The following is a 17,228-nucleotide window of genomic DNA, read 5'->3' as shown; positions in this document are numbered from 1 at the left end:
GCTTTCGCCCCGGCAGGGTCAGGTCAGTACAGGCTCGGTTCGCCGGGCGGGCGCGTCTTGAAGCGCTTGTGGACCCAGTAGTACTGCTCGGGCATCAGCGGGATCTGTTCCTCGAGGAATTCGTTCATCCGCCGCGCGTCGAGATCGTCGTCGCCGGTCGGGTAGTTGGCCCACGGCTTGAAGACCTTCAGCCGGTAGCCCTTGTAGTTCGGCAGCACCTCGCCGATAAAGGGCAGAACCTGCGCGTGGCCGGTCTTGGCGAACCGGCCGACAGCGGTCAGCGTGCAGGCGGGTACGCCGAAGAAGGGCACGAACGTCGAGTTGCGCAGCCCGTAGTCCATGTCGGCGCCCAGCATGACCGGTTTGCGGTCGCGCAGCCAGCGCAGCACGGTACGCGCACTGTCTGCCCGGCTCGCCAGCTCCGCACCGAAGCGGCTGCGGCCGGCTTTGGCCGCGGCTTCGATTTCCGGGTTCTTCATCGGCGTGTAGAGCGAGCCGCACGTGCGGCCAAGTGCGAGATTGATCGCCATCGAGCCGGCCTCGATGCCGACGAAATGGAAACCGAGCAAGAGCGTCGGCGGCATATCCGGATCGCTGAGGTCGACCTCGCTCTCGACCGTAAACAGCTTGCGGTAGGCCTGTTCCGACGCGAACCACTGGTAGCTGCGTTCGACGTAACTGCGGATCGCGTGGCGGAAATGCAGGCCGGCCACTTCCTCGCGCCGCTCGTCGCTCCAGTCCGGGAAGCAGAGTTTCAGATTGGTATGTACGATGCGCTTTCGCCCGCTGGGGATCTGGTACAGCAGCCAGCCGAGACCGTCGCCGAGCCGCGCGGTCAGGCCGTACGGCAACAGGGCGAGCAGCTTCAGGAAGCCGATGGCGAGATGCGTGCCGAGGCGGCCTAGCATGCGGAACCTCCGTGGGACCGGCTGGCCGGCGCGTTGCGAACAGGGTGGTAAGGCAGCGGAAGAAACAGCACGGGCGGCGCTCTGTGACAATTCAGGAAAGCCGCTATAATACGGGCTTCGCCGAGTTAACTGACAACTTGCGGGGCGAAGCCGGCTGGCGCGAAGCGCGCTGCCCGGTCCTGGTAATCCGCTAAAGCGTCGCCGCTTCAGGCCCAACGAAGCTGGCTACGTGAAACCAACCGTAACCACACAGGAGCCTGAAAAAGTGGCAAACGATTATCTCTTCACGTCCGAATCCGTCTCCGAAGGCCATCCGGACAAAGTCGCGGACCAGATCTCGGACGCGATTCTCGACGCCATCCTCGAGCAGGACAAATATTCGCGCGTTGCGGCGGAAACGCTGTGCAACACGGGTCTCGTCGTCCTGGCCGGTGAAATCACCACGACGGCCAACATCGATTACATCCAGATCGCGCGCGACACGATCAAGCGCATCGGCTACGACAACACCGACTACGGCATCGACTACAAGGGTTGCGCGGTGCTCGTCGCGTACGACAAGCAGTCGCCGGACATCGCCCAGGGCGTCGATCGTGCCCACGACGACAACCTCGACCAAGGCGCGGGCGACCAGGGCCTGATGTTCGGCTACGCGTGCGACGAAACGCCGGAACTGATGCCGCTGCCGATCTACCTGTCGCACCGTCTCGTCGAGCGCCAGGCCAGCCTGCGCCGCGACGGCCGCCTGCAATGGCTGCGCCCGGACGCGAAGTCGCAGGTGACGGTCCGCTACGTCGACGGCAAGCCCGATTCGATCGACACCGTCGTGCTGTCGACGCAGCACGCGCCGGACATCGAGCTGCCCGCGCTGCGCGAAGCCGTGATCGAGGAAATCATCAAGCCGACGCTGCCGGCCGACCTGATCAAGGGCGACATCAAGTTCCTCGTGAACCCGACCGGCCGGTTCGTGATCGGCGGCCCGCAGGGCGACTGCGGCCTGACGGGCCGCAAGATCATCGTCGATACGTACGGCGGTGCCGCACCGCACGGCGGCGGCGCATTCTCGGGCAAGGATCCGTCGAAGGTCGACCGTTCGGCTGCGTATGCAGGCCGCTACGTCGCGAAGAACATCGTCGCCGCCGGCCTCGCGTCGCGCGCGCTGATCCAGGTGTCGTACGCGATCGGCGTTGCCGAGCCGACCTCGGTGATGGTCAACACGTTCGGCACGGGCCGCGTGTCGGATGCGGTGATCACGAAGCTCGTGCGCGAGCACTTCGACCTGCGTCCGAAGGGCATCATCAAGATGCTCGACCTGCTGCGCCCGATCTACGAGAAGACCGCTGCCTACGGCCACTTCGGCCGCGAAGAGCCGGAATTCTCGTGGGAAGCGACCGACAAGGCGCTCGCACTGGCCGAAGCGGCCGGCGTGGAGCCGACGGCACGCGTCGCGTAAGCGTCGTTCGCTCCGAAACGAAAAACCCCGGCATTGCCGGGGTTTTTTTATGGATTCCGATCGCCGGCGCAACGGCGGCGATCATGGCGGGCAGTGCCCGCCGGCGCGGCTTCAGCGCGCGCCGAACCCGAACCAGCCGTTGCTGGCCGCGAGGCGGCGCGGGCGGTTGACGCGGCGCTGCGGGCCGAGCGCGCGGCGCAGCGCGAGCGCACGCAGCGACGAAGGCTTCTGCAGCAGCGAGCGCAGGCCGGCACGGCGTGCGAACGTCTGCGCGCTCATCATCGAGAAAAACGCGTGGAACCACGCGCGGATGCCGTCGAGCCGGCCGTGCGCGGGCGCGCGCTCGGCCAGCGCCTGCGTGCGTGCGCGGTGATGGCGCAGCGGGCGGGCGGGAGCGGACGGCGCGACGCGCTTCGCAGCGCGGTTGAGACGGGAAGTCAGACGGAATGGCATGTGAACGATGCTTCGCTTGTATGGATGGCGCCCTTGAAGAGCGCACTGGTATGAACGGCCTCGGATTGCGCAACGGATCTTACTGAAAGCCGCTGCGCGCCGCGCCCGCCAGAATTGACAGGCCGCGTCAGGCTACAGGGGATTCATGACCGGCAAAAGTCGCGATAAACCCTTGTGCCGCAAGGCGTGTGCCGCATACCGCCTGTCGGTGAGGCCAACGCCGCGCCGCACAGTTCCCTTGAGCCAGATCAAATCGGCGATTGGCATGCTCCTGCGTACGACAATGGCGCTGTTCGCGGCATCCGGCGCCGATTTACAATCGTCACATTCACACAATAAACGTCTGGCATCCCATGTCGTCTCCATTGCAGTCGGAATCGATCCGCGCTCAAGTCGCGGAATTGCGCGAACGCGGGTTCGTCGTCGCGCGTGGCCTCGTCGGCGAGCAGCAATGCGCGGCGCTCAAGCGGATTGCGGAGCGCCAGTTGCAGGAGGCCGCCGAACCGATCGAGTTCGAGGCGGACCTGCGCTACCCGGGCGCGCCCGAGTCGAAGCATGCGCCGGGCGGGCACACGGTGCGGCGGCTGCTCGATGCGTATTCGCGCGATCCGGCGTTCGCCGAGCGCGCGGTCGCACCCGAAATCGGCGTGTGGATGCGCGAGTACTTCGGCGAAGAGCCCGTGCTGTCGCGCGCGCATCACAACTGCATGATGACGAAGCATCCCGCGTACGGCAGCCTGACGGGCTGGCATCGCGACTTCCGCTACTGGGCGTTCGAGCGTTCGGACATGGTGTCGGTATGGCTCGCACTTGGGCCGGAAACGAACGAGAACGGCGCGCTGTGGCTCGTGCCGGGTTCGCATGCGGCCGAATTCGGGCCTGAAGCGTTCGACGAAGCGAAGTTCTTCCGCAGTGACCTGCCTGAGAACCGGAAGATGATCGACGCGGCCACGTGTCCGACGCTCCAGGCGGGCGACGTCGTGTTCTTCCACAGCAACACGCTGCATTCGGCCGGGCAGAACCGTTCCGACCAGGTGAAGTTCTCGCTCGTGTACACGTACCACGGCGCGAGCAACCGGCCGATGCCCGGCACGCGCTCGGCGGCGAAGCCGGAAGTGCAGTTCTAGGTGCGGATCGGTCGGCGCGGCAAGGCCGCGACGATCACGCGATGCGGCGCATCGCGGGCGAATGAAGCAACGGGCGGCCTAGCCGCCCGTTTCGTTTTGCGCGGCCCGTTCCGGGTGACGCGGGCCGTTCGCGCGGCTGCGCGATCAGCGCTTGCCGCCCGGCATCGCGAGGCCGATCAGGCCGGCGAACGATGCGACGGCGCCGCCCACGATCAGCAGGATCGTCTTCGTGGCGGGCGAGCCGGTGAAGAAGCGCGACACGTTGTCGTTGATCGAATGGAACGACTGGCCGCCGAAATACAGCAGCACGACGCCGCCGACGAGCAGCGCGACCGAGATGACCCGGGACATACCAACCTCGCTGAAACGGTGATTCGAGACGCCGCAGTGTAGGCGACGATCGCGTTCGCGTCCATCGCCGTGCGCGCATCGGCCGCCTTCGTTACCATAGCCGTCGTGCGTTTTCTTCGCCGCCGTCGCGCGCTGGGCGCGGCCGGTGCGCGCCCCTCCCTCCGACGTCCTGACGGGAAATACTCATGGCCTACGAAGCAGCTTCCGAACGTTATGCGGACATGCAATACCGCACCTGCGGCAAATCCGGACTCAAACTGCCCGCGCTGTCGCTCGGCCTGTGGCACAACTTCGGCGACTCGACGCCGATCTCGACGCAGCGCGAGATCCTGCGCACCGCGTTCGACCTCGGCATCAACCACTTCGATCTCGCGAACAACTACGGGCCGCCGTACGGCAGCGCGGAAACCAACTTCGGCCGGCTGCTGAAGGAGGATTTCCGGCCGTATCGCGACGAGTTGCTGATCTCGACGAAGGCCGGCTGGGACATGTGGCCGGGGCCGTACGGCAGCGGCGGCGGATCGCGCAAGTACGTGCTCGCGAGCCTCGACCAGAGCCTGCAGCGGATGGGGCTCGACTATGTCGACATCTTCTATTCGCATCGCTTCGACGCGCATACGCCGCTCGAGGAAACGGCGGGCGCGCTCGCGTCGGCCGTGCAGCAGGGCAAGGCGCTCTACATCGGCATTTCGTCGTATTCGGCGGCGAAGACGCGCGAGATGGCCGAATTGCTCGCGCAGTACAAGGTGCCGCTGCTGATCCACCAGCCTTCGTACAACATGCTGAACCGCTGGATCGAGAGCGACCTGCTCGGCACGCTCGACGACGTCGGCGCGGGCAGCATCGCGTTCACGCCGCTCGCGCAGGGGCTGCTCACGTCGAAGTACCTGAACGGCGTGCCGGCCGACGCGCGCGTGAACAAGCCGGGCGGCGGATCGCTGAAGCAGGATCACCTGAGCGCGGACAACCTCGAGCATGTGCGCAAGCTCAACGCGATCGCCGAACGGCGCGAGCAAAGCCTCGCGCAGATGGCGCTTGCGTGGGTGCTACGCAATGGCCGCGTGACGTCCGCGCTGATCGGCGCGAGCCGTGCGGAGCAGGTGCGTGAAAACGTCGGCGCGCTGAAGAACCTCGAATTCTCGGCGGAGGAACTCGCGGAGATCGATCGTTACGCGACGGAAGGCGGCATCAATCTGTGGGAAAAACCGTCCACCGATCAGGCCATCTGACCGGCGGTCGATACGGCATGCGAAGCATCGCGTGCCGGTATCGCGGGCTTTCAGGTAGCAGGGCGCATCGCTGCGGCGCAGCGATGCGCGTCAGACACGCGGTGTGCGGCTAGAGCAGTGCAGGCAGGCCTTCGACGAGCAATACCGCGACGCCGACGCCGAGGATGACGCCCAGCACGCGCAGCAGGTTGTGGCGGAATTCGGTTGCGCACGGCACCGCGCCGAGAAATAGCGCTCCGGCCAGCGCCATCGGAATCAACAGGATGAAGTCGCCGATCGTGAAATAAGTCGTCATGCGTGTCTCCAGTGTTGGCCTGAGTTAGCGCTTTAGCGCTTACTCAGGCCCCATCCCCTTGCGGGACGTCGGCCGGAGTTGGCGCTTCAGTGCTGACTCCAGTCCCATGCCGGGTATTTCTAGTCTTGGTCCGACCCGATTGCGAGCAGGGCGGTCAATTCGAGTATAGGCAACCGGTCGCGTTTTTCGCTATCCGAACCATTAAAAATCAGCGGAAAGCCTGGCGAGTCGCGCATTTTTCCCGCAAGTTCGACGAACGCCTTGCACGCATCTTTCCTGTCCCTTTCGGTTTTCGCGGAATTGTCTTACGTGTCCGATGCGGGCCGCCGCGCCCGCGGGTGCGGCGGCCCGCCCGCTCATGCGCGGTCGGGTTGCGTGCGGGCGGCCGGCGCACGGAACACGAGCGCGAGCCCCGCGACGATCGCACCCATGCCGGCGAGCGCGAGCGGCTCGGGCCGGTTGCCGAGCCACACGGCATCCATCAGCGTGGTGACGACGGGCACGAGATAGAACAGGCTCGTCACGTTGACGAGATCGCCGCGCTGCATCAACCGGTAGAACAGCAGTTGCGCGATCACCGAAATCACGATGCCGAGCCACAGGAGCGGCACGACGAACGCCCAGCTCATGTCCAACGAAATCGGCCGGAACGGCACGATCGCCACGCATAGTGCGAGGCCGATCGCGTTCTGCAGCGGCAGCACGTCGGCGGGCGCCGCGCGTACGCGCTTTTGCAGCAGCGAGCCGGCGGTCAGCGCGACGAGTGCCGTGAGCGCGCACGCGATGCCCGTGACCGGCAGGCCGGCGTCGCCCACGCCGCGACAGACGACGAGCGCCAGGCCGGCCAGCGACAGCGCGAGCCCCGCGACGCGTGCAGGCTGCCAGCGCCGCTCGACGATCGCGAGCGTGAGGATCGGCTGCACGCCGAGGATCGTCGCGAGCACGCCCGGCGCGATCCCGCGCTCGAGCGCGAGCAGATAGAAGATCGAATAGCCGCCCATCATCAGCAAGCCGGTCAGCGCGGCCATGCGCCGCTCGCCGCGCGGCGGCAGCCAGCGTTTGCGCACGAAGGCCAGCGCGAGCAGCACGAGCGACGCGAGCGCGAAACGCGCGGTGAGAAAGACGAACGCGGATGCGTGACGCAGGCCGAGTTCAGCGAAGATCGCGCCGCTGCTCCACAGCAGCACGAAGAGCGACGTCGCTCCATGCGCGGCAAGCGCGCGTTTGAACGAAACCATGTGAGTCCACCTGTCGAACGGATCGGAACGTTCCATCCGCGCGCGCGGCAAGGCGCCGTGCGTCACGACGCACGAACGGAAGCCGACGGGCGAATGGAAAACGAAACGGAAGCCGGCCGGTCAGCCGGCGCGTGCCGCCGGAGGGGGCGGCGCGGCGCCGACGAGCGGCGGTGCGACAGGAGGCGGGAGGACCGACGGATGCGCGCACGCCTGCGGCCGCGCGTCGAACTGCGGCCGGGATTTTGCGAGGGCGGACGTGAGCGAATGCATCGTGTCGGAATGCGGTTGAACGCGATTGAACGCAAAGGTACTGCAAGGCCGGCATCCGGCGCAACAACTGTCGGTGGCGGCGCATGACGAAAGACGCGTTGCGGCGATGCCGGGCGACGCTTGTGCGCGGCGGCTGCGCGAGCCGGGTTCGAGACAGGGGAAGGAGGCGGCGGCGTGCGAGACCAGCGGCGTGATTCCGGCAGGCTCGGTCACGCGAAATCTCCTGGCGGCCCGGCACGCGGCAAACGATGCGCGCGTTGCGTCGATCGCGGGTGCGCCGCGGCGCCGGGCGGATTCGGCGGGCAGTCACATTCGACAGGGTATGATGGGGGTGTCCGCCCGTGCAAGCGCACGCGCGGCGCAGTGGTTGATTGGAGACAGTTGACGAATTCGCGGCACTTCGCCTGCTTCTTCTTCTTTTCGCGCTTCGATAAACCGTGAACAATGGGATTACGCGCAACGCTCCGCCGAGAGCGGCGCGGATCGCGCATTTGCCGGCTCGCCAGCGGGCCGGGTTTCAAGATTCAAGAGTGGGGAACCATCATGCATGTCGGGTCGATTGTCTGCACTACCCATATCGCGGTGCCGAAGGGCGCGCGCGGCATCGTCCAGCGCGTCCTGGGCGACATGGCCATGGTGACCTGGTACGCGGGCGTGCCGGGTGAGTCGAAAGAACTCAACACCGAGCCGTTCTTTCTCGAGGATCTGATCGACACCGGCGAATCCGTGCTGCCGGCCGGCGCGGCGCTCCACTAAGCGCACACTGCACCGGACGCTCGTCTTTCGGCCCGGCTGGCGGCACAATGCGGGGCATGACAGACGCCACTTCCGCTCCCGCTTCTCCCGCCGGCCCGCCGTTCGCCGGCCTCACGCCCGAGTGCGTGCTCGACGCGCTCGACAGCGTGCTGATGCCGGCCGGCCTGCGCACCGACGGGCGCCTGCTTGCCCTCAACAGCTACGAAAACCGCGTCTACCAGGTCGGCATCGAAGACGGCCCGCCGGTCGTCGCGAAGTTCTACCGCCCGGCGCGCTGGTCGGACGATGCGATCCTCGAGGAGCACGCGTTCGTCGCCGAACTCGCCGAGCGCGAGATTCCCGCGGTGCCTGCGCGCACATTCGACGGCCGCACGCTGCACGCGTTCGACGGCTTTCGCTTCTCGATCTTCGAGCGGCGCGGCGGCCGCGCGCCCGATCTCGATCGCAGCGACACGCTCGAATGGCTCGGCCGCTTCATCGGCCGGATTCATGCGGTCGGCGCGACGCAGCCGTATGTCGCGCGTCCCGTGCTCGGCATCGATACCTTCGGCTACGAGCCGCGCGACTACCTGCTCACGCACGATTTCATTCCGGATGACGTACGACCCGCGTACGAGACTGCGGTCACGCTCGCGCTCGAAGGTGTCGAGGCCGCGTTCGAACGTGCGGGCGAGATCCGCCTGCTGCGCACGCACGGCGATTGTCATCCGAGCAATGTGCTGTGGACCGATGGCGGCCCGCATTTCGTCGATTTCGACGACAGCCGCATGGCGCCCGCGATCCAGGATCTGTGGCTGCTGCTGCCGGGCGATCGCGAAGGCGCGTCGCGCGCGCTGGCGGACCTGCTGGCCGGCTACGAGGATTTCTGCGAATTCGAGCCGCGCGAGCTGCATCTCGTCGAAGCGCTGCGCACGCTGCGGCTGATCCACTACGCGGCATGGCTCGCACGGCGCTGGGACGATCCCGCGTTCCCGGCCGCATTTCCGTGGTTCAACACGCATCGTTACTGGGAGGCGCGCGTTCTCGAACTGCGCGAGCAGATCGGCGCGATGCAGGAAGGGCCGCTCTGGCCCGTGTGACGGCGCGCGCGGCACCGGCGCCGCGCGGCAGGCTTGCGCGGGGCCGCGGCGCGATGCGCGCGGCCCGGCCGGCTCAGAACTTCAGCATCAGCTTGATCAGCGCGGCGAAGCGCTTGCCGTACGGCGGCGCGAGCAGGTTGCGCGCGTTCAGGCGCGGCTGCGTGAGCACGGGCTTCATCTTCGAGAACGTCACGAAGCCGTCGTAGCCGTGGTACGCACCCATGCCGCTCGCACCGACGCCGCCGAACGGCAGGCTGCCGCACGCGATGTGCATCAGCGTTTCGTTGATCGACACGCCACCCGAAATCGTTTCGCGCATCACGCGGTCGATCGTGCCGCCGTCCTCGTCGAACAGGTAGAGCGCGAGCGGGCGCGGGCGCGCATTCACGTATGCGATCGCCTCGTCGAGCCGCTCGTACGGCACGAGCGGCAGCAGCGGCCCGAAGATTTCCTCCTGCATCAGTTGCGACGCGGGCGGCACCTGCGTGATCGCGCACGGCACGAAGCGGCGCGACGCGGGATCGGACTGCGCGTCGGAGAGCGGGTGCAGTTGCGCGCCGGCGGCCTGCGCGTCGCTCGCGAGTTGCTGCAGCCGGGCGTAATGGCGCGGCGACACGATCGTCGTGTAGTCGCCGTTGGCCGACAGGTCGGGATACATCTTCGCGAACCGCGCCCGCGCGCGCTCGATGAACGCGGCTTCCATGCCGCGCGGCAGCAACACGTAGTCGGGCGCGATGCAGGTCTGGCCGGCGTTCAGCGTCTTGCCCGCGACGATCGCGTCGACGGCCGCATCGAAGCGTGCATTCGGTCCGACGATCGCCGGCGACTTGCCGCCGAGTTCGAGCGTGACGGGCGTGAGGTTGTCCGCGGCCGCGCGCATCACGTGACGGCCGACCTGCGTCGAGCCGGTGAACAGCAGGTGATCGAACGGCAGCCCGCTGAACGCGGCGCCGACCTCCGCATCGCCGTTCACGACCGCGACGTGGTCGCGCGTGAAGGTCTTCGCGATCAACTGCTCGAACAGCGCCGACGTGCGCGGCGTCAGTTCGGACATCTTGACGATCGCGCGGTTGCCGGCCGCGAGCGCGCAGATCAGCGGGCCGGCCGCGAGCAGCACCGGGTAGTTCCACGGCACGACGATGCCGACCACGCCGAGCGGCTGAGGAATCACCTTCGCGCGCGCCGGGCGCAGCCACTTGTTCATCGGCTTGCGGATCGGCTTCATCCAGCGCTTGCCGTGCTTGAGCGCGTCGTCGATCTCTTCCTTCGCCATCCAGATTTCCGACAGCAGCACTTCCTGCTTCGCGCGATGGCCGAAATCGGCGCTGATCGCTTCGGCGAGCGCGTCCGCGTTGTCGATCAGCATCGTGCGCAGCGCGCGCAGGTGCTGCACACGCGTTTCCCATGCCGGGTACGGTGCGCGCAGGTAGGCCGCGCGCTGGTCGCGCAGCAGCGACGTCAGCGCATCGGCCGACGACAGTGCTTGCGGGGCCAGTTCGGGCAGGTCGTTTTTCATGTTGTCTCCTCCAGTTGGGCCTGGCTTGTCGGCCAGCCGTCACGCCGCACGCGAGCGCTCGGCGAGCGCGGCGACGCGGATCGGGGTGGTGCGCGTCGCGCGGCGCGGGGCCTGACGCGACGCATGCTCGAAAATCGGTTGCAGCGCGCGGCGGGCGTCGCATCCGCGCGACGGTATCCGCATCCGAAAACTGCGCCGCGGCGTGTGCGCGTGCCGCGCGATACGACTGTTGGCGGACATGCGACGCTGCAGCGCGAGCGCCTGCCGGTGCAACGAAGCGGGACAGCGAGACGCGCACTCCAATGTGGGTTGCCGCGCATCGTGCCGCTGAGTCAGACGGCCGTCCAAACGGTCGGCGACGACACGTGCCGTTCGATTTCGATCGGCCGCGCGCATGTCGCCGCAGGTCTCCGCGCGGGCAGTCGTTTGAAATGAAATGCGGGCCGCGCGCGTCGCATCCGGGCAACCCGGTCGGCACACGGCCTGCAGAATCTGGCGCTGCATCTTCGTCTCTCCCGTTTCGCGACGGATCGGCTTCTCGTGGCCGGCGCATCGCGCGAAGTGAATCGATACATCTTAAATTTAGTTCACGCGGGCGTTTAGAGGAATCGCTCTTGAATCCGCACGCCGCGCGCACGACGGCCATTCCTACAATGCCCGAACATTACAAGAGGGGACGCGGTCGCGCGGCGGTGCCGGGCGCCTTCCATGACACGACGGAGACGTGACATGCAATACGACTACATCATCGTCGGCGGCGGTTCGGGCGGTTCGAGCCTGGCCGGCCGTCTCGCCGATGCCTGCCCCGATGCGACGATCGCGCTGATCGAAGCCGGCTCGCATACGGAGCGCAACCTGCTCGTCAACATGCCGGTCGGCATCGCGGCGCTGGTGCCGTTCAAGCTCGGCACGAACTACGGCTACGAGACGGTGCCGCAGCCGGGCCTCGGCGGGCGGCGCGGCTACCAGCCGCGCGGGCGCGGGATGGGCGGTTCGAGCGCGATCAACGCGATGATCTATACGCGCGGCCACCCGGGCGACTACGACGAGTGGGCGCAGCTCGGCGCAACGGGCTGGGGCTGGCAGGACGTGCTGCCGTATTTCCGTCGCGCGGAAGGCAACGAGCGCGGCGCCGATGCGTGGCACGGTGCGGACGGCCCGCTGTCGGTGTCGGATCTGCGCTTTCGCAATCCGTTCTCCGAACGATTCATCCAGGCCGCGCACGCGGCCGGCTATCCGCTGAACGACGACTTCAACGGCGCGACGCAGGAAGGCGTCGGCTTCTATCAGGTCACGCATCGCGACGGCTCGCGCTGCAGCGTCGCGCGTGCTTACATCTATGGCCGCAACCGGCCGAACCTGCACGTGATCACCGACGCGACGGTGCTGCGCGTCGGCTTCGACGGCAAGCGCGCGGTCGGCGTCGCGGTGTCGCGCAACGGCCGCGTCGAGACGCTCGGCGCGCGTGCGGAAGTGATCCTGTCCGCCGGCGCGTTCAATTCGCCGCAACTGCTGATGTGTTCGGGGATCGGTCCGGCCGAGCAATTGCGCCGGCACGGGATCGCGGTCGTGCAGGATGCGCCGGACGTCGGCGCGAACCTGATCGACCACATCGACTTCATCATCAACACGCGCGTGAATTCGTCTGAACTGGTCGGCGTGTGCCTGCGCGGGATCGCGAAGATGACGCCGGCGCTCGCGCGCTATTTCTCGAGCCGCACGGGGATGATGACGAGCAACGTCGCGGAGGCCGGCGGCTTCATCAAGAGCGATCCGTCGCTCGAGCGTCCCGACCTGCAACTGCATTTCTGCACGGCGCTCGTCGACGACCACAACCGCAAGATGCACTGGGGCTTCGGCTATTCGCTGCACGTATGCGCGCTGCGGCCGTTCAGCCGCGGCACGGTGGCGCTCGCGAGCGGCGATGCGCGCGACGCGCCGCTGATCGATCCGCGTTTCTTCAGCGATCCGCGCGATCTCGACCTGCTCCTGCGCGGCGCGCAGGCGATGCGCCGCATCCTGTCGCAGGCGCCGCTCGCGTCGCAGGGCGGGCGCGAGCTGTACACGCGGGCGGACCAGAGCGAAGCCGAGCTGCGCGCGACGATCGTCGCGCATGCCGACACGATCTATCATCCGGTCGGCACGTGCCGGATGGGCTCCGATGCGCGCGCGGTCGTCGATCCGCAACTGCGCGTGCGCGGCGTCGAAGGGCTGCGCGTGGTGGATGCGTCGGTGATGCCGACGCTGGTCGGCGGGAACACGAATGCGCCGTCGGTGATGATCGGCGAACGCGCGGCGGATTTCATCGTCGCGGCGCGCAAGGGCGGCGTGCCGCGCGGCGAGGCGGCCGCGGCGGTGCACGGCCGCTGAGCGTGCACCGGGCCGCGCGGCGGCAAGGGGACTTCCGTCGGCGCGTTCGGCACGGCCAAACGGTGCTCCTCACCTCTTGCATGCGCCCGAAGGAAGTCCCCTTGGGGGACGACCGGCAACGCACGCTCGCAAGCCCGTTATTAGCGGGAACAGGCCCTATGCAAACGTATCGACGAGGCCGGCGCGGCTCACGCTCGCGGCGGCCGGTGCGGATTGCGCAACGTCGGCCGGTGCATCGACGGCTGACGATCCGCCGTGCCCGCGGCGCGGCGACTGGCCGTGAGCGAAGGTCTGTTGCGGGTTCTGCTGCTGCGACGCGAAGCCGCCGTCGCTGACACTCGCGCTGCCGAGCCCGAGCCCGCCGGCTTCCATCGCTTCACGCAGCTTCGGCAGCGCGGCTTCGACCGCGTCGCGCACCTGCGCGTGCTGCGACACGAACAGCGCGTGCGCGTGGTTGTCCGCGACGCGCAGCACCACCTGCAGCGGCCCGAGATCGGGCGGGTTGAGCGTCAGCTCGGCGGTCTGCTGGTGCGCGTTCGACAGGAATACGACCTTCTGGCTCAACGCGTCCGTCCAGTCGGCGGTGCCGACGTGCGGCGCGAGCACGTGCGGGTTGGCGGCGGCGATCGCGCTCGCGGCGGGCGACAACTGCAGGTTCGCCTGCGCCGCGGCCGCAGCCGATGCGCCGGCCGCGAGCGTTGCGCTGGCGGCAGGGTCCGTTGCTTCGCTGGCTGCCGCGAGCGCATGCTGCGCGCCGGACTGCACGCTCGCGTCGGCCTGCAGCGCCTGCGCGGTGGCCTGCGTCGGCGTCTGCTGCGTGGCGAGCGCACCTTTCGCGTCGGCGAGCGTGCGATCGAACGTCGGCACCTTCGGCGTCAGCGGTGCGGTGGCGGCGGTCGATGCAGAAGATGCCGGTTCCGATGTCGATGTCGAAGCCGTCGTGCCGCTCGCGGGCGTCGCGATCGCGCCGGACCCGCCGGTCAGCTTGGCGAGCGCCGCCTGCAGCGCGTCGCGGCTCGACGCCGGCGTGGCCGGCTGGGCGGCCGCATCCTTGGCCGCGTGGTCCGCCAGAGCGGCCGTCGCGTCGGGCTGGCCGGACACGGCCGTCTGTTGCGCGGCAGCGGCGGTGGTGACGGTGGCGGTGGCAGCGGCGGCGGCATCGGCCGGCGTCGTGTTGTCCGTGCGCGCCTGCAGTTGCGCCTGCACGGCCGCGGCGGCCGCGAGTGCGCCGGCGTCGGGGTTGGTGGTGGCCTTCGTGTCGTCGGTCGACGGGCCATCGTCGGTGCCGGACGGCTTCGCGCCGGCGGCCGGCTTCGACGAAGCCTGCGTCGTCGAAGCATCCGGCGTGCCGGAAGGCGCCGCGTCGCGCCGTGTGACGACGCTTTGCTTCAGCGTCTGAGCGAACGGCACGGCGGCCGTGGTGGTCGCGGTGTCGTTGCCGGCGGCGGTGCCGGACGAACCCGAGCCGCGGGCGGCCTTGAGTGCGGCGCCGGCGGTGTCGATCAGCGCGCCGAGCAGGGGCAGGGGAAGCATGGCGGTTCTCTCGTTCGAATGCGGTGGTCGGTTACGACGAGCGGGCCGCGTCGGCCCGCATGCGCAGGATTTTCGCGGCGTGTTCGTCGGCGTCGCGCTGTTCGCGCCGGGCGTCGAGCCGCGCTTCCTGCGCGACGCCGCGCGCCTGCAGGATTTCATACGAGCCGACGGTGCGTTTCTTCTGTTGCCAGTTCGGGCGTGCCTCGTCGATGCGGACTTCGGCCGCGGTCAGCACGTTGCGCTGCTGCGCGATCGCCGCGTCGAGCGTGTCGATGAATGCCTGGAAATTGCGCCAGTTGCCGGCCGGCATCCCGTGCTGCGCGGATTGCGAGAAACGCGCGTGATATTCGTCGCGATAGCGCAGCAGCGCGTCGAGCTGCTCGGCGGCCGACGTGCGGTCGCGCTGCGCGGTGCCGAGCTGCTTCGCGGCCGAGTCGAGATCTTCCTGCGCGCGGTCGAGCAGCAGTTGAAGGGGAAAGCCGTGAGCCATCGTGATCAGCCTCCGTAAGCGTCGAACAGCGCATCGAGCCCGGCGAGGCTCGATGCGAACGGCGCGCATTCGCGAAAGCCCTGCTGCAGGAACGTCTCGATGCGCGGATAAAGCGCGATCGCGCGGTCGAGCTGCGCGTCGCGGCCGGGTGCGTACGCGCCGACCGCGATCAGGTCGCGATTGCGCTGGTAGCGCGACAGCATCTGCTTGAACTGCCGCACGTGGTCGAGATGCGTTTCGTCGATCAGCGCGGTCATCGCGCGGCTGATCGACGCCTCGATGTCGATCGCCGGATAGTGGCCGGCCTCGGCGAGCGCACGCGACAGCACGATGTGGCCGTCGAGGATCGCGCGCGCCGAATCGGCGATCGGGTCCTGCTGGTCGTCGCCTTCGGTCAGCACCGTGTAGAACGCGGTGATCGAGCCGCCGCCCTCCGGCCCGTTGCCGGTGCGCTCGACGAGCGCGGGCAGCTTCGCGAACACCGACGGCGGATAGCCCTTCGTCGCGGGCGGCTCGCCGATCGCCAGCGCGATCTCGCGCTGCGCCATCGCGTAGCGCGTCAGCGAATCCATCAGCAGCAGCACGTGCTTGCCCTGGTCGCGGAAATACTCGGCGAGCGACGTCGCGTAGGCCGCGCCCTGCATCCGCAGCAGCGGCGACACGTCGGCCGGTGCTGCGACGACGACCGAGCGCGCGAGCCCGTCCTCGCCGAGGATCTGTTCGATGAATTCCTTCACTTCGCGGCCGCGCTCGCCGATCAGCCCGATCACGATCACTTCCGCGCTCGTGTAGCGCGCCATTGTGCCGAGCAGCACCGACTTGCCGACGCCGGAGCCCGCGAACAGCCCCATCCGCTGCCCGCGGCCGACGGTGAGCAGCGCGTTGATCGCGCGCACGCCGACGTCGAGCACGTGGTGGATCGGTTCGCGTTCGAGCGGGTTGATCGACGGCGCCGACAGCGGCGCATCGACCTTCGACGCGAGCGGGCCGAGGCCGTCGAGCGGGCGGCCCGACGCGTCGACGACGCGCCCGAGCATCTCCCAGCCGACCGGCAGCCGCTTCGCGCCCGCGAGCGGATCGGCGACGGGCGCGCTTTCGAGCGGCCACACGCGCGCGCCGGGCAGCACGCCGGCGACGTCGGTGGTCGGCATCAGGAACAGGCGGTCGCCGGCAAAGCCGACGACTTCCGCTTCCGCGTGCGGCAGCGTGCTGCCGGGCGGCAATTCGATCGTGCATTCGGCGCCGACCGACAGGCGCAGCCCGATCGCCTCGAGCACGAGGCCCGCCGCGCGCGTGAGGCGCCCGCACGGCCGCAGCGGCAGCGCGCGATGGCTGCGCGCGGCGAGCCCGTTCAGGTGCGTGCGCCAGTGCGCGAGATGCGGATTGTGCGGCGCGCGCGGCGCCGTTTCGTGTGCGGCGGCCACGCCGGTGTGCGGTTTCGTGTCGGGTGCGGTGTCGTGCGCGCCGGCGGGGCCGAACGACGCGAGCGCGAGTTCGCGCTCGAGCGGCGTCATGCCGTCATGCGCGAGCGATTCGGGCGACCGCGTCACCACGTGCTCACCTTGCCGATCGCGGCGGCGACGCGCTGCCAGCGCGTGGGCAGCGTCGCGTCGACCTCGCCGGTCGCGGCGTGCGCGCGGCAGCCGCCGCGCTCGATCGACGCATCGGTGCGCACGTTCCAGCCGAGCGTATCGAGATCGTCCTGCAGATAGGCTTCGACGACGGGCAGGTCGGCCGGGTTCACCGTGAGATGCGGCGCGCCGGACAGCGCGGGTTCGGTCGCGAGCACGTCGCGCACGGCGGCGACGAGCGCCGCCGGGTCGTGCTTCACGTGCTGGCGCACGACCTGCTGCGCGATATCGAGCGCGAGCTGCGCGATGTCGGATGCGAGGTCGTGCTCGGCGCTCGACACGGCCTCGCGGAACGACGCGGCGAGTGCCGCGAGCTGCGCGGCCTGTTCGCGCGCATCGGCCTGGCCGGCCTCGAAACCCTGTTCGCGGCCCTGCTCGAAACCGGCCTGGTAGCCGAGTGCCTGGCCTTCGACGTGGCCGGCCGCATGGCCTTCGGCGTGCGCGGCGTCGCGCACGCGCTGCAGTTCCTCGGCGAGCGCGGCGGCGGCCGCTGCCGCGTCGTCGGGCGGCGGCGGGGGCGGCGGCGGGT

Annotated in this window: 18 protein-coding genes; 6 read left to right on the top strand and 12 right to left on the bottom strand. The window is 68.7% G+C overall.

The features are described from left to right. Positions 1–23: 23 nt before the first annotated feature. Positions 24–908, bottom strand: a complete 885-nt coding sequence (locus tag GD429_RS24795) for a lipid A biosynthesis lauroyl acyltransferase (protein ID WP_152860792.1) — start codon at positions 906–908, stop codon at positions 24–26. Positions 909–1,173: 265 nt separating this feature from the next. On the opposite strand from GD429_RS24795, the gene metK reads away from it, so the two are divergent. Then, on the top strand, positions 1,174–2,361 hold the full coding sequence (gene metK, locus GD429_RS24790; RefSeq protein ID WP_006482984.1) for a methionine adenosyltransferase: 1,188 nt from the start codon (positions 1,174–1,176) through the stop codon (positions 2,359–2,361). A gap of 111 nt (positions 2,362–2,472) precedes the next feature. Here the strand turns inward: metK and GD429_RS24785 are convergent, their stop codons facing one another. After that, complete coding sequence (locus GD429_RS24785) at positions 2,473–2,814, bottom strand: hypothetical protein (RefSeq protein ID WP_072437584.1); 342 nt, start codon at positions 2,812–2,814, stop codon at positions 2,473–2,475. Between the two features lie 353 nt (positions 2,815–3,167). Here GD429_RS24785 and GD429_RS24780 point away from each other — a divergent pair, with 353 nt between their 5' ends. Then, complete coding sequence (locus GD429_RS24780; protein WP_152860790.1) at positions 3,168–3,941, top strand: phytanoyl-CoA dioxygenase family protein; 774 nt, start codon at positions 3,168–3,170, stop codon at positions 3,939–3,941. A 144-nt stretch (positions 3,942–4,085) separates the two neighbouring features. Here GD429_RS24780 and GD429_RS24775 read toward each other — a convergent pair whose 3' ends face one another. Beyond that, entirely contained in the window at positions 4,086–4,292 is a 207-nt protein-coding gene (locus tag GD429_RS24775) for a DUF3185 family protein (protein WP_152860788.1), read from the bottom strand. A gap of 185 nt (positions 4,293–4,477) precedes the next feature. Between GD429_RS24775 and mgrA the strand changes: the two genes are divergently transcribed. Continuing rightward, positions 4,478–5,521, top strand: a complete 1,044-nt coding sequence (mgrA, locus tag GD429_RS24770) for an L-glyceraldehyde 3-phosphate reductase (protein ID WP_152860786.1) — start codon at positions 4,478–4,480, stop codon at positions 5,519–5,521. Between the two features lie 109 nt (positions 5,522–5,630). On the opposite strand, the gene GD429_RS24765 is transcribed toward mgrA, so the two are convergent. The 3 genes from GD429_RS24765 to GD429_RS24755 all read right to left on the bottom strand — a co-directional run bounded on the left by GD429_RS24765 (position 5,631) and on the right by GD429_RS24755 (position 7,537). Beyond that, complete coding sequence (locus GD429_RS24765) at positions 5,631–5,816, bottom strand: hypothetical protein (RefSeq protein WP_014895742.1); 186 nt, start codon at positions 5,814–5,816, stop codon at positions 5,631–5,633. 356 nt (positions 5,817–6,172) lie between these two features. Then, positions 6,173–7,054: a DMT family transporter gene (locus tag GD429_RS24760; protein ID WP_152860784.1), complete on the bottom strand. Its 882-nt coding sequence runs from the start codon at positions 7,052–7,054 to the stop codon at positions 6,173–6,175. A 120-nt stretch (positions 7,055–7,174) separates the two neighbouring features. Continuing rightward, positions 7,175–7,537, bottom strand: coding sequence for a hypothetical protein (locus GD429_RS24755; RefSeq protein ID WP_152860782.1), 363 nt, complete (start codon positions 7,535–7,537; stop codon positions 7,175–7,177). A gap of 330 nt (positions 7,538–7,867) precedes the next feature. Here GD429_RS24755 and GD429_RS24745 point away from each other — a divergent pair, with 330 nt between their 5' ends. Continuing rightward, a complete protein-coding gene (locus GD429_RS24745) occupies positions 7,868–8,080 on the top strand; it encodes a hypothetical protein (protein ID WP_011353523.1) in 213 nt (70 codons plus the stop codon). Between the two features lie 56 nt (positions 8,081–8,136). Continuing rightward, entirely contained in the window at positions 8,137–9,159 is a 1,023-nt protein-coding gene (locus GD429_RS24740) for a serine/threonine protein kinase (protein WP_152860778.1), read from the top strand. Positions 9,160–9,232: 73 nt separating this feature from the next. On the opposite strand, the gene GD429_RS24735 is transcribed toward GD429_RS24740, so the two are convergent. Then, on the bottom strand, positions 9,233–10,675 hold the full coding sequence (locus GD429_RS24735) for a coniferyl aldehyde dehydrogenase (protein ID WP_152860776.1): 1,443 nt from the start codon (positions 10,673–10,675) through the stop codon (positions 9,233–9,235). Positions 10,676–10,714: 39 nt separating this feature from the next. After that, positions 10,715–11,071, bottom strand: coding sequence for a hypothetical protein (locus GD429_RS40605; protein WP_193727185.1), 357 nt, complete (start codon positions 11,069–11,071; stop codon positions 10,715–10,717). A gap of 333 nt (positions 11,072–11,404) precedes the next feature. On the opposite strand from GD429_RS40605, the gene GD429_RS24720 reads away from it, so the two are divergent. Continuing rightward, a complete protein-coding gene (locus tag GD429_RS24720) occupies positions 11,405–13,045 on the top strand; it encodes a GMC family oxidoreductase (RefSeq protein WP_152860774.1) in 1,641 nt (546 codons plus the stop codon). A gap of 156 nt (positions 13,046–13,201) precedes the next feature. Here GD429_RS24720 and GD429_RS24715 read toward each other — a convergent pair whose 3' ends face one another. From GD429_RS24715 to fliH, 4 genes are all read right to left on the bottom strand, one after another. Next, positions 13,202–14,578 (bottom strand): flagellar hook-length control protein FliK, encoded by a 1,377-nt coding sequence (locus GD429_RS24715; protein ID WP_152860772.1) that lies wholly within the window; start codon positions 14,576–14,578, stop codon positions 13,202–13,204. A gap of 31 nt (positions 14,579–14,609) precedes the next feature. Then, entirely contained in the window at positions 14,610–15,068 is a 459-nt protein-coding gene (gene fliJ / locus GD429_RS24710) for a flagellar export protein FliJ (RefSeq protein WP_152860770.1), read from the bottom strand. A 5-nt stretch (positions 15,069–15,073) separates the two neighbouring features. Next, positions 15,074–16,621, bottom strand: coding sequence for a flagellar protein export ATPase FliI (fliI, locus tag GD429_RS24705; RefSeq protein ID WP_321574846.1), 1,548 nt, complete (start codon positions 16,619–16,621; stop codon positions 15,074–15,076). Further along, positions 16,615–17,228: flagellar assembly protein FliH (fliH, locus tag GD429_RS24700; protein WP_152860768.1), on the bottom strand; the 614-nt coding region annotated here is incomplete at its 5' end. The genes fliH and fliI, both read right to left, overlap by 7 nt.

Source organism: Burkholderia sp. BE17, from assembly GCF_009362305.1.
Lineage (GTDB): Bacteria > Pseudomonadota > Gammaproteobacteria > Burkholderiales > Burkholderiaceae > Burkholderia > Burkholderia pyrrocinia_C.
The sequence above is the reverse complement of the archived record's forward strand: the minus strand, read 5'-3'. Positions and strand labels throughout refer to the sequence as shown.

What these genes read in the sequence shown, in the direction of transcription:
- GD429_RS24795 (WP_152860792.1), bottom strand. Translation starts at nt 908, where the DNA reads ATGCTAGGCCGCCTCGGCACGCATCTCGCCATCGGCTTCCTGAAGCTG.
- GD429_RS24785 (WP_072437584.1), bottom strand. Translation starts at nt 2,814, where the DNA reads ATGCCATTCCGTCTGACTTCCCGTCTCAACCGCGCTGCGAAGCGCGTC.
- GD429_RS24780 (WP_152860790.1), top strand. Translation starts at nt 3,168, where the DNA reads ATGTCGTCTCCATTGCAGTCGGAATCGATCCGCGCTCAAGTCGCGGAA.
- GD429_RS24775 (WP_152860788.1), bottom strand. Translation starts at nt 4,292, where the DNA reads ATGTCCCGGGTCATCTCGGTCGCGCTGCTCGTCGGCGGCGTCGTGCTG.
- mgrA (WP_152860786.1), top strand. Translation starts at nt 4,478, where the DNA reads ATGGCCTACGAAGCAGCTTCCGAACGTTATGCGGACATGCAATACCGC.
- GD429_RS24765 (WP_014895742.1), bottom strand. Translation starts at nt 5,816, where the DNA reads ATGACGACTTATTTCACGATCGGCGACTTCATCCTGTTGATTCCGATG.
- GD429_RS24760 (WP_152860784.1), bottom strand. Translation starts at nt 7,054, where the DNA reads ATGGTTTCGTTCAAACGCGCGCTTGCCGCGCATGGAGCGACGTCGCTC.
- GD429_RS24745 (WP_011353523.1), top strand. Translation starts at nt 7,868, where the DNA reads ATGCATGTCGGGTCGATTGTCTGCACTACCCATATCGCGGTGCCGAAG.
- GD429_RS24740 (WP_152860778.1), top strand. Translation starts at nt 8,137, where the DNA reads ATGACAGACGCCACTTCCGCTCCCGCTTCTCCCGCCGGCCCGCCGTTC.
- GD429_RS24735 (WP_152860776.1), bottom strand. Translation starts at nt 10,675, where the DNA reads ATGAAAAACGACCTGCCCGAACTGGCCCCGCAAGCACTGTCGTCGGCC.
- GD429_RS40605 (WP_193727185.1), bottom strand. Translation starts at nt 11,071, where the DNA reads ATGCGCGCGGCCGATCGAAATCGAACGGCACGTGTCGTCGCCGACCGT.
- GD429_RS24720 (WP_152860774.1), top strand. Translation starts at nt 11,405, where the DNA reads ATGCAATACGACTACATCATCGTCGGCGGCGGTTCGGGCGGTTCGAGC.
- GD429_RS24715 (WP_152860772.1), bottom strand. Translation starts at nt 14,578, where the DNA reads ATGCTTCCCCTGCCCCTGCTCGGCGCGCTGATCGACACCGCCGGCGCC.
- fliJ (WP_152860770.1), bottom strand. Translation starts at nt 15,068, where the DNA reads ATGGCTCACGGCTTTCCCCTTCAACTGCTGCTCGACCGCGCGCAGGAA.